The organism is Neisseria iguanae, assembly GCF_003013245.1.
Taxonomy (GTDB): domain Bacteria; phylum Pseudomonadota; class Gammaproteobacteria; order Burkholderiales; family Neisseriaceae; genus Neisseria; species Neisseria iguanae.
Genome location: NZ_PXYY01000084.1, coordinates 1 through 11,374 on the forward strand (window position 1 = coordinate 1; position 11,374 = coordinate 11,374).

Below are 11,374 nucleotides of genomic sequence, written 5' to 3' on the forward strand. Positions count from 1 at the left end.
CAGGACGGCAGCCAATGACATCATGGTGCAGAAACTTGGCGGCACCGGCAGCGGTAGGGTCAGGGTAAAACAGCCGCATAAAATTCCCGGGAGCAATCATCAATGGCAAACAACGCTGGCTTTTCTTACAGCTTTATTTGCCGGGCGTGTTGCTGTATCTTTATTCTCAATACAAACATCATAGCTGTCTGAAACTGAAAGGCTTTGAAAAAGTGATGCTGCCGGTGTTGGCCGTATTGGCCGTGTCTGCGGGGCACCGGTTGGTTCGAAGTCTTTCCGTTTGATTTAAGCGAAAACTGCCTGCTTTTTAGGGACAGGCGGAAACCGGATTTTTTGTTTTCCGGCTGCTATGCGATAGAGAAATCAATCAAAACCGGGACAAGGTAGTACGAAAGGCCGTCTGAACGCCTGTTCAGACGGCCTTTTCGCTATTGTCGATCACGCATTTGGCGCCACCGCTTTCACATAATTCAAACCGATAAACTGTTTTTCAGAATCTAGGCCGGTGATGTTGAGCAGCACTTGCGATTTCGGCAGGATGTCAAACGGAATGCCGGCTGCACGCGTGACCAGGGGCAACCCTTCGATGCGCACCAAATCTTCTTTCAATACTGTGGCGGTGAGCGTTTTCGTGCCTTGCTGTTCCAAATACACCAAGCTCCAGTAGGCTTCCATTTGGCGCTGGAAATCGGCGTAAGCCGAGTAGGCGGTGTCGAAATCGCGCAGCGCGGCGAAGAGCTCGGCATCGTTTTTGTGGAACAAGGGTTCGCTGTTTTTATCAATCAGGCTGACGAGCTGTTTTTGGTTGATGTAGTCGGCAGCGCGGCGCAGCGGCGAGGTGAACCAGCCGTAATGCTGCACGCCCATGCCGATGTGCGGTTCGGATTGGGTGCTCATGCGGACTTTTCCGCTCGGCTGCACGCGGAACAAGCCCGGCAAATCGTGGGTATCGAGCATTTCCGCCCAAGTACTGTTGGCCAGAATCATCATTTCGCTCACCAGCGTATCAATCGGCGAACCGCGTTCGCGGCGGGTGACCGATACAATGCCGTCTGAACCGACTTCCACGCTGTAATCGTATTGCGGCACACGGTTTTCTTCGTATTTGCCACGGGCTTTTTGGCGTGCAACGGCAAATTGATAAAACCAAATCAAATCCTGATGGTGGTTGAACATGGCTTCGCAGGTGGCATCCAAGCCGGTTTCGGCGTTGAAATGCGGCTCAATTGCCTGAATACGCAGGTTTTCGGCGATATTGACCGCTTCGGTTTTATTCACCGGTTCGCCGACCAAGTTGAACTCGGCATCGACATCAAAATAAATGCTCACGGCAGGACGGTGGGCGCCTTCGTCGAGGCTGAATGCGGCAATCCAGTTTTCCGGCAACATGGTGATTTTGCCGTCGGGGAAATAGGCCGTGCTCAAGCGGTTCATGATTGTTTTTTCAATCGCGCTGCCCGATTCAATCGCCAACGACGGCGCGGCAATATGAATGCCCACGCGTTTCAAGCCGTTACCCAAATCGGTCAGACTCAAGGCATCGTCCACTTCGGTGGTAGATTCGTCGTCAATCGAAAACGCTGCCACATCGGCTTGCGGCAATTGCGGCAGAGGTGAAACCGCCATATCGGCCAATATTGCGCCCTGTGGGTAATGCTTCATTTCAAACGCATCGAGCAGGTATTGCGGCAGGGAAGCCACTGCACCGGTTTGCTTCGCCAAATCATAAGGCTGCAATTTCAACGCATCCGCTGCCTTGATAAACGCCTTATAGGTCAAGGCTTGCTTGTCGGGCGCATGTAAAATCGTTTTCAAATCCGCTGCGATTTCAGACGGCATGTTTCCCGCCTGCAACGCTTTCGCCCACGCATCAATCTGTGCATCCTGCTGCTTTTTGCGCTCAATCGCCGCCAAAGCTTGTTTCAAGGTTTCTTCCGGCGCGGCTTTAAACACGCCTTTGGCCTTTTTGTAGAAATACATCGGCGCGGCATACAGTGCAATCAGGGTCGCCGCCAATTCAGACTGGCTCGGCGCATGGCCGAAATATTCTTCCGCAATCGCTTCGGCGGAAAACTCGTCTTCACTGCACACTTCCCACAGCAAATCTGTGTCGATTTCCGCCGCTTCCGCCTGCGCTTTTTCCAAAAACGCCGCCATGTCGCCGTTAAACTCGGTAAACACATTATTCGCCTTCACCTTCGTGCGCTTGCCGTGTTGGGTATCGACTTGGTAAGTGGCATCGTTTTTCTGCACAATAGCAGCAACTTTAAACTGGCCGGATTCTTCGTAAAAAATATTCATTTGCTTGATGTTAGGTAAATTTTTAAGGTAGGGATTTTAGCAGAAATCGGAGACGGCCGTCTGAAAACCTATTGACTTGAAATTGGTAAGGTTTGAATGAAAAAGAGTGGAAGTAGCTTTCAAGTAACGAAATGTTTGTTTACTTTTGCCTGATGAAAAGGATGTTGGACGTTATTTGCCCGAATTCTAATTGGGATGAACGTTTTCCACAATTATGTTACGAATTTCCAAATGTTGAAAACAGTGCGGTTGATTTGGTTCAGTTCGGTATGAAAGTCGAACCGAAAACATGGGATTTATGGCTGAACAAATAGAAAGCCCCCAGCCTTGTGATTCCCTATAAAGGGTAAAGCAGGGGGGGAATTGTTATTTAGGATTCTGGATTGAATGAGTAGATATGTCCATCATAGAGAACCAGAAGGCCGTCTGAAAATCAGTATTCAGACGGCCTTCTCATGTTCCGTAATCTTCTGAAAAATTATTGAAACTTCTCCAATCAAACTGCCCATTGTTCATCTGTCGGTACGGTAATATTGACCGTTTTGCCGTTGTCCGAACTCTCAAACGAAAATTCACGCGCATGCAGCATCAAACGGGTGGTGCCTAAGTGTTCGGCCACGGCATGGTTTTGGCGCAGGTTACCGTAGTTGGTGTCGCCAACGATAAGGTGGAAGATGTGTTTCAGATGGCAGCGTAGCTGGTGTTTGCGGCCGGTGTGCGGCATGAGTGCCAGCCACGAATAGCGTGAAGTCAGGTAACGTTGCGCGGATTGGAACGGCAGTTCGGTCTGCGCCAAGCATTGATAATCGGTCACTGCTTCCTGCGCCGGTTTCTCGGGGGCGGTCAGTGCTTCGGCGATTTTGTCGGGTTGGTATTTGAGCGGATAATCGATACGCCCGTGTTGCTCCGTCCGGCCGCGCACAATTGCCCAGTAGATTTTGGCGGTGGTTTTTTGTTCAAACTGTTGTGTCAGCCGCCGCGCAGAATCGCTGTCAAGGGCAAACAGCAACACGCCGGAGGTCGCGCGGTCAAGGCGGTTCACGGGGTAAACGTGTTAGCCGATTTGGTCGCGCAGGGTCTGCATAACGAAGCGGGTTTCATGGCTGTCGGGCCAACTGCGGTGTACTAGCATGCCGGCAGGTTTGTTGACGGCGATGCTATGGCGGTCACGGTAGAGGATTTCGAGCATTTTATCGGCTTTGGTTTTCAGACGGCCTTTTGGCGTTGTATTTTCAGTCAAATCCGTTACAATCGGTTAAACAATTGAAGGAAAAACGAGATGACGCTGCATAGAAAACTGCCGATGCCGATGTTGGCTGATGAAACCCGCCACGAAATTCACGGGCGTGAGTCATATCATGTGTTGAAGATTATTTCAGAGTTTGTCGAGTCGGGAGAGGAGTTGCGGGCGATTCAGCCGGCGGTGAGTCTCTACGGCAGCGCACGCACGCCGGAAGACCACCCGGATTATGCCTTTACCGAGCGCCTGTCGCGCAAATTGTCGGATGCGGGTTTCTCGGTCATTTCCGGCGGCGGGCCGGGTATTATGGAAGCGGCCAACAAAGGCGCATTTGCGGGAGCGAGCCCGGCGGTGGGGCTGAACATTGTGTTGCCGCACGAGCAGCATGCCAATCCGTATAAGGATTTGTCGATTAAATTCCAACACTTTTTCCCGCGCAAAGTGATGTTTGTCAAACACGCGGTGGCTTATGTGGTGATGCCGGGCGGCTTCGGCACGCTTGACGAATTGTTTGAAAGCCTGATTCTGGTGCAGACCGGCAAAACGCCCAACCGCCCGATTATTCTGGTCGGCAAAGCATTTTGGGCAGGTTTGATGGCATGGGTGAAAGACCAACTTTTAGGTAATCGTTTGATTTCGCCGGAAGACATGGGTTTGATTCAATTGATTGATGATGAAGAAGAAATCGTCGAATATATTTTCGCCCATTACGAAAACCGCTTGGAAGATTTGTCGGAGCAGGGCAATGATACGTGGTCGTTGGGTTTGTGACGAAACGTCAATAAATGATGACGAAAGGCCGTCTGAAAAAGTATTAGTGTAATTTTCAGACATTGAAAACCACCGCAGCCAGCCCCACCAAAGCTGAGCATCACCACTCTTTTTTACCAGCTGCTGTTTGACAATACTTTAAAGCCGCATAGTCTAATTTCGTCCGTTTTAAAGCAACTTAGCAAAGAGACCGTCATCACCCGTTCTATACTTTGCTCATTGCAGGCTGCTGGTTGGGTATGCAGATTATGGCCGGTTATATTGCCGCGCAGGTTTTATTCAACAAGTTGGATAAAGCGCTGGCCGACGATATTGCCGACAAATGGTTTGCCGTTACCAGCTATTTCGGCCTAGCTGTTTGGTTTTTGGTTTACCTGCTTGCCGGCGCCAAGCCAGGCTGCTGGATTGCGTTGTAGATTATCCTGATCGGCATCAATCAACTGGCCGTCACTCCTACCATCAAACACCATACCATCTCGAGCTCTCCGTTTCCTGCTTCTCCGCAGCCAAGAGACCGGCCGCATCGGTACTTTCGCCTTTGGGTACGGTTTCTCAAGTCTGCTCTATATGGCCGGTATCCTATTGGGACTGTTGATACTTTGCATTTTTCTGTGTATGGGTTTTAGCCCCAAAAGCTGCATGGCCGAAAAACAATAAGCCTGAGACAAGCGCGGAATACAAGCTTGCCCACCCGATCATTTCACACTGAAACAGACAGAAAACAATCCGGCCTTTTGCCAAAACAGGCAATGCCTGGCTGAAAACAACTTGATTGGCATTTATACTATACCGCTCATTCATATCAAACTTCCGCATTCGGCGAAATTTGCCGACAACTGCCCTGCCAGTTCATGCAAACCTTCAAGCAGATGTGCTCTGGTTGCTTCATCGGCTTCCTGTTCCAACAGACTTGCGGCTATGCCGTAGTGCGCCTTTCCGCCCGGTTCCGGTAATGCCATGCCGAAACAAAACATCCCTTTACGCAATTGGCCGTTATCCAAAGCAAATCCCTGTTGGCGCGCCGATCGCAATTCCTGCGCCAAATCCTGATGGTTTTGCACACTGCTTTCAGTGTAAGGTGGCGGAAAACTGGTGATCACCTGCCGCACCTCCTGCTCCGATAAGCGGCTGAGCAAAGCCTTACCTGTGGCAGTGAAGATGGCGGGAAACTGCATGCCGATGCGGAAAGTGACATCCATCGGTGCGGTGCTGTTTTTACACGCCAGATAAACCACTTGGTCTCCGTTGAGTGTCGACAGCGTTAAAGTATAAGGCTCAAGATCGGGCAGGCGGGCGACAGCGGCATGAAATTCCGCCACGATATCCTGCTGTGCCATAAATCCGTTGGCCCAATAAAGCACATGCGTACCCAACACAAAATGCCGCTTGCCGGATTTACGCAGTAAGCCGGCATCCAATAAGGCTTGCAGTAGCCCGTGCACCGAGCTGCGCGGCAGATTCAAGATTTTAGCAATTTCAGCACCGCTCATCGGTGCGGCCTGCTCGGTCAGCAAATCCAGTATTTTGACGGTTTTATCCAGCGCCGGAATAGAAAGCGGAGGTTTCATGCATTTTCCTTCTTGACAAAAATTATCAGGTCTTTCTATTATTGTTCAGTAAATAGAACATTTGTTCATTATATCGAACATTTTGTAGCCGGCATACCCTTGGCTGCCGGTTACAGCCTTAATTTTAAGCTTTCAGGAGAAAAACATGAGCGATTTATTAGAAAGAATGCGCGCCTCCCTGCCCAACGGCGCAAGCGTAATGTGCGACTGGTTTGCACAAAGCGCCGAAAATGCCACCATCACATCAACCGACGGCCGCAAAATCATCGATTTTGCCGGCGGCATCGGCGTTTTGAATACCGGCCACCGCCATCCGAAAGTGGTGGCGGCAGTGGCGGCGCAATTGGACAAATTCACCCATACTGCATTTCAAGTGGTGCCGTATGAAAGCTATGTGGTTTTAGCCGAGCGCATCAACCGGCTGGTGCCGATTGCCGGAGCAGCCAAAAGCCAATTTTTCTCCAGTGGTGCGGAAGCTGTAGAAAACGCGGTGAAAATCGCCCGCGCCTACACCAAACGTAACGGCGTCATCGCCTTCGGCGGCGCCTTCCACGGACGTACGCTGATGACGCTGGCACTGACCGGGAAAGTGATGCCTTATGCCGCTGACTTCGGCTTGATGTCTGCCGGTGTGTTCCACGCGCTCTACCCATCGGCAACACAAAACATCAGTGTGGCCGATGCAGTGAAGAGCATCAAACGCATCTTCAAAAGTGATATCGCGCCGCACGATGTGGCTGCGATTATTTTAGAGCCGGTGCAAGGTGAAGGCGGTTTCAACGTCTGCCCGCCCGAATTTATGCGCGCTATCCGCGAAATCTGCGACGAACACTGCATTATGATGATTGCCGATGAAGTGCAATCAGGTTTTGCCCGCACCGGTAAACTGTTCGCCATGGAGCATTACGACATCAAACCCGACATCATCACCATGGCCAAATCCATGGCTGGCGGCTTTGTGTTGAGCGGCGTTTCCGGCCGGGCCGAAGTGATGGACGCACCGCGCAAAGGCGGCTTGGGCGGCACTTATGCCGGCAATCCTTTGGGCGTGGCCGCCTCATTGGCAGTGTTGGATGTGATTGAAGAAGAAAACCTGTGCGCACGCGCGCAAACCCTAGGCGATAAACTGAAGGCCTGTCTGAAAAATCTGAATGCACCGGAAATCACCGAAATACGAGGCCTGGGTGCCATGGTTGCGGTAGAGTTCGGCAACGATGAAGAACCCAATGCCGCGTTTGCCGCCAAAACACAGAAATACGCGATGGCGCACAACCTGCTGCTACTCACCTGCGGCGCCCACGGTAACATCATCCGCTTCTTATTCCCGCTAACCATCGAAGATGCCTTGTTCGACCAAGCTTTATCCATTATCGCCGATGCATTTGCCGCTGCAAGGAAGGCCTGAAGATGAAAACTATAGAACAACTCTTAAACCACTCCGACGTTTCGTTGGACACACCTTTTGCAGACGGTATTACCGTCAGTAATCCTGCCGACGGAAGCATCGTCGCTTATGTGAAAAAAACACCGGCTGAAAACTTAAATGTGCTGATAGCGCAAGCCCAAACAGCGCAAAAAACATGGGCAGCCAAAACTGCGCTGGAGCGGGCCGATGTGTTGTGGGCATGGTTTAGCCTGATGAAGACCAACAAGGAGAATCTGGCACGCTTGATGACGATGGAGCAAGGCAAACCACTCATCGAAGCACGCAGTGAAATCGACTATGCCGCCAGTTTCATCCGTTGGTTTGCCGAAGAAGCGCGTCGCATCGATGGCGACGTGCTTACTTCGGTCAAACCTTCGCAAAAATTGCTGGTCATCCGCCAGCCCATCGGCGTGACCGCCGCCATTACGCCTTGGAACTTCCCCGCTGCTATGATTACCCGCAAAGCCGCACCCGCCTTGGCAGTGGGCTGCGCCATGTTGGTGAAACCGGCCAGCGCCACGCCGCTGAGTGCTTATGCGCAGGCAGTGTTGGCTTATGAAGCAGGCGTGCCGCAGGATTTGTTTGCCGTGGTATGCGGCAATGCCGATTCTATCAGCCAAACTTTCGCCGACAGCCCGATTGTGCGCAAAATCAGCTTTACCGGTTCCACCGATGTGGGTACGGATATTTTCCGCAACAGCGCAGCCGGCATTAAAAAACTCAGTTTGGAATTGGGCGGCAACGCGCCCTGTATTGTGTTTGACGATGCCGATTTGGATAAAGCAGCCGAAGGCACGCTGGTCAGCAAATTCCGCAACAGCGGCCAAACCTGCGTATGCAGCAACCGTATTTATGTGCAAAGCGGCATTTACGACACATTTTGCGCGCGATTGGCTGAAAAAATTGCCGCTTTCAAATTGGGCAACGGCTTGGAAGAAGGCGTAAACCAAGGGCCGTTGATCGATAAAAAAGCAGTAGAAAAAGTCGAGCAGCATATCAGCGACGCGCTGGACAAAGGTGCAAAACTCTTGGCTGGCGGCAAACGCAGCACTTTGGGCGGTACATTTTTCGAGCCTACTCTACTCGCCGGAGTGACCGCCGATATGCAGGTGGCGCGCGATGAAACCTTCGGCCCTCTATGCTCTGTATTCCGGTTTGACAGCGAAGACGAAGTCATTGCCGCGGCCAATGATACCGAGTTCGGCCTGGCCAGCTATGTATTTACCCAAAACACAGGCCGCCAATGGCGGGTTTCAGAAGCCTTGGAGTACGGCATGGTCGGCATCAATACCGGCCTGATCAGTAACGAAGTCGCGCCGTTCGGTGGCATCAAAGCCAGCGGCTTGGGGCGAGAAGGCAGCAAATACGGCACCGACGAATATTTGGAAATGAAGTATTTGTGCGTGGATATCGGCTGACAGGCCGAAATATAACCGGGTATCGGCAAAGCACCGCATACTCGGTTTACAAATCTCCCCGGTTTGATGAATCCAAGAAACACAAAGAGAGAGAAGAAACATGTCTGATGTATTGAAAGTAGAAAAAATCACCTTTGCCGAAGGTGTGTCCATGATTATCGGTACCAATATCGGCGCTGGTATTTTGTCGGTGTCTTATGCCGCACGCAAAGCTGGTTACCTGCCCTTGCTGTTTTGGCTGATTGTGGTCGGCATCATCACCACCGTCACCATGCTCTATGTTGCGGAAGCGACGCTGCGCACCAAACAGCACGAACAATTGAGCGGTTTGGCGCAACGCTATGTTGGCGGCTTCGGCTCTTGGCTGATGTTCGCCTCGGTTACAGTCAATGCGCTGGGCGCACTTATCGCTTATATGAACGGCAGCGGCGATCTGATGAATTCCTTATTCGGCATCGATAGGCGCTTGGGCAGCATCTTGTTTTTTATTCCGGCGGCCTTGGTGTTGGGTTTGGGACTCAAAGCCTTGGGACGCAGTGAAAAAATGATTACCTCGCTGATGGTACTGATGCTGCTGGTTTTAATCGGCGCAACCCTGCTCTTTCCGAATACTGACTTTTCCCGCCTGCTCGACGGAAACTGGATGTATATGGTGCCGGTATTCAATCTGGTGGTATTTATTTACTGTGCGCAATACATCGTGCCGGAAATTGCGCGCGGCCTGTCGCACACGCCCAAGCAGTTGCCCAAAGCGATTATGACCGGCATGTTTTGCACTTTTATGCTGATTGCGCTGGTGCCGCTGTCTGTGATTTCGCTGACTGGCTTGGACAACATCAGCCAAGTAGCCACCATCAGCTGGGGGAAGGCTTTGGGCAGTTGGGCATTTTTCATAGCTAACGGCTTCGCCCTGTTTGCCATGCTGACTTCCTACTGGGGCATAGGCGGCAGCTTCCTAACCAATATCGCCGACCGCTTCAGCATTCCGGTGGATACCAATATCAAAGCCCGCATCGTCGCCGTCGCCATGGTATCGCTGCCGCCTTTTGCGCTGGCCTACAGCGGCATGGTGGGCTTTGTTGATGCGCTCTATTTCGCCGGCGTATTCAGCGGCGTAGTCTTGAGCATCCTGCCTTATCTGATTGTGCGCGGCGCACGGCGGCAAGGCAACCGGGAGCCTGAATGGCAATGTCCGGGCTGGATGAACCACGCGCCTGTATATGTGCTGATTTCCCTGCTGTACAGCGCCAGTGCGGTATACGCCATTTTGGCAAAACTAGATTTGCTACCCGCCGGCTGGTAAAGCGCAAAGCATTAAAATGCTTGTTTGAAAGGCTTCAGACAGGCATTTTATATAGCCCGAGACCTTTGCAAAATATAAACACACTAACCAAAGCGGTTAATTGGGTTATCGATTAAGCGTTTTGCCTTTATTAATTACTGTTTCCGTCTTTATTTTCCCCTCGCTAGAACGTATTTGCTGCCTTTAACAGTTTAAGCGTTCCGCTTTCAAATGGCGTTTCTCCCATACTTTCCTCAAGTCAAAATCCGCGCCTGTTTGCAGCTGAATTTACGGTGCAAAGCCCCCAAGGTTTGTTCAACTGCATAACATTTTCCGACAGTTGCTTGTTTCGCTGTTTGTCTTCCCTGTTACAGGTTTGCCCCTGTGTGCTTTGCGCATAATGCCATCTGAAAGCTACCTTCTTGGCAGATGCATCTCGGAGCAGTACGGCTTTGAACATGGCCGCAGCGGATAGGCAGGACAGTCTCGGTGGCGGTAACGGATCTTATGTTGAGGCACAGTTGTTTGACGGGCAGCCAATCAAGTACTTGGTTGGGTTTGATGAAAGGAGAACTGTCAATGTGCTTAGCCATCGTGATTTGGGCTTGTTGGTGGAAGAAGCAGACTATGGAAAATTCCGCTAAATTCTTTCAAGCTGGATTTAGAGGAGTTTTAGGGGGCTTGCAAAGGTTTCGGGCTGAGATTACCGATTTATCCAAACAGCAACTCGACGTTTGGCGGTGTCTTTGGATACATGGCGGGTAGGAATACGGCGGTTATGGCAGACGGGCTGCGCGGCTGACCCGGCAAAACCGGGCCGCTGTTGTGTTTTGGGGAATACGGCCGACGGACTCTCCTTCTAGGCCGATTCGACAAACCGGTTATGTGAGGGTCGTCCCTTGGGGAACACGCTTTACGGGGCATTCTTCGGATTTGGTATAGGTGATAAGTTTTAAATTGGCGGTAGCGGATTCGACGGAAACAGATTCATATGGTTATGGTCATGGTTCCCGCATTGCTGGCGGGAGCTTTTCGTTGTCGTGATTTTGGGTTGGATACGGTTTTTTTGAAATCCGGGAGGCCGTTCAAAATCCTGTGTCAGCTTGAATTCTGCAACCGGATAATGCCGGCCGGCTGTCAAAACAAACCGCCAACTGCGGGAGCGTCTGCCCCCGGTTTGCAATCGGCATCGTCCATTTCCCCGAAGCCTTACCGATACCGCCATATAAAAGCTTCAGCAGGCCGGTTTCATTGGGGAATGCGCCTTGGGTTTTGGCCAGCTTCCGAAACTGGCGGTGTACCGCCTCTGCCGCATTGGTCGTATAAATCGGTTTGCGTACGGCTCCGGGGCAGCGGAAACAGGCAGAC

General features: G+C 51.5%; 11 protein-coding genes and 1 pseudogene. 8 read left to right on the plus strand and 4 right to left on the minus strand.

What is annotated here, in order from left to right; all coding sequences use genetic code 11:
- Positions 1–184, plus strand: a 184-nt coding sequence (locus C7N83_RS15325; protein WP_211296647.1) for a hypothetical protein, incomplete at its 5' end; no start/stop codon positions are given.
- A 254-nt stretch (positions 185–438) separates the two neighbouring features.
- Here the strand turns inward: C7N83_RS15325 and C7N83_RS10950 are convergent.
- On the minus strand, positions 439–2,301 hold the full coding sequence (locus C7N83_RS10950; RefSeq protein WP_106742647.1) for a ribonuclease catalytic domain-containing protein: 1,863 nt from the start codon (positions 2,299–2,301) through the stop codon (positions 439–441).
- 161 nt (positions 2,302–2,462) lie between these two features.
- Between C7N83_RS10950 and C7N83_RS14925 the strand changes: the two genes are divergently transcribed.
- A complete protein-coding gene (locus C7N83_RS14925; RefSeq protein WP_211296648.1) occupies positions 2,463–2,615 on the plus strand; it encodes a hypothetical protein in 153 nt (50 codons plus the stop codon).
- Between the two features lie 182 nt (positions 2,616–2,797).
- Here the strand turns inward: C7N83_RS14925 and C7N83_RS10960 are convergent.
- A pseudogene (locus tag C7N83_RS10960) lies at positions 2,798–3,490 on the minus strand (pseudouridine synthase).
- 90 nt (positions 3,491–3,580) lie between these two features.
- On the opposite strand from C7N83_RS10960, the gene C7N83_RS10965 reads away from it, so the two are divergent.
- Entirely contained in the window at positions 3,581–4,312 is a 732-nt protein-coding gene (locus C7N83_RS10965; protein WP_106742650.1) for an LOG family protein, read from the plus strand.
- Between the two features lie 212 nt (positions 4,313–4,524).
- Positions 4,525–4,728: a DUF4149 domain-containing protein gene (locus C7N83_RS10970; RefSeq protein ID WP_281256773.1), complete on the plus strand. Its 204-nt coding sequence runs from the start codon at positions 4,525–4,527 to the stop codon at positions 4,726–4,728.
- A 381-nt stretch (positions 4,729–5,109) separates the two neighbouring features.
- Here the strand turns inward: C7N83_RS10970 and C7N83_RS10980 are convergent, their stop codons facing one another.
- The gene (locus C7N83_RS10980; protein ID WP_106742654.1) at positions 5,110–5,880 is read right to left on the minus strand and encodes an IclR family transcriptional regulator; all 771 of its coding nucleotides are present in this window, start codon (positions 5,878–5,880) and stop codon (positions 5,110–5,112) included.
- Between the two features lie 145 nt (positions 5,881–6,025).
- Here C7N83_RS10980 and gabT point away from each other — a divergent pair, with 145 nt between their 5' ends.
- The 4 genes from gabT (at position 6,026) to C7N83_RS11005 (ending at position 10,650) form a co-directional block, all read left to right on the plus strand.
- Positions 6,026–7,285: a 4-aminobutyrate--2-oxoglutarate transaminase gene (gene gabT / locus C7N83_RS10985; RefSeq protein ID WP_106742655.1), complete on the plus strand. Its 1,260-nt coding sequence runs from the start codon at positions 6,026–6,028 to the stop codon at positions 7,283–7,285.
- 2 nt (positions 7,286–7,287) lie between these two features.
- Positions 7,288–8,724: an NAD-dependent succinate-semialdehyde dehydrogenase gene (locus C7N83_RS10990; RefSeq protein ID WP_106742657.1), complete on the plus strand. Its 1,437-nt coding sequence runs from the start codon at positions 7,288–7,290 to the stop codon at positions 8,722–8,724.
- 100 nt (positions 8,725–8,824) lie between these two features.
- Positions 8,825–10,027, plus strand: coding sequence for an aromatic amino acid transport family protein (locus tag C7N83_RS10995; RefSeq protein ID WP_106742658.1), 1,203 nt, complete (start codon positions 8,825–8,827; stop codon positions 10,025–10,027).
- 437 nt (positions 10,028–10,464) lie between these two features.
- Positions 10,465–10,650 (plus strand): hypothetical protein, encoded by a 186-nt coding sequence (locus C7N83_RS11005; RefSeq protein WP_106742662.1) that lies wholly within the window; start codon positions 10,465–10,467, stop codon positions 10,648–10,650.
- A 441-nt stretch (positions 10,651–11,091) separates the two neighbouring features.
- Here C7N83_RS11005 and C7N83_RS11010 read toward each other — a convergent pair.
- Positions 11,092–11,374, minus strand: a 283-nt coding sequence (locus C7N83_RS11010; protein WP_146135146.1) for a transposase, incomplete at its 5' end; no start/stop codon positions are given.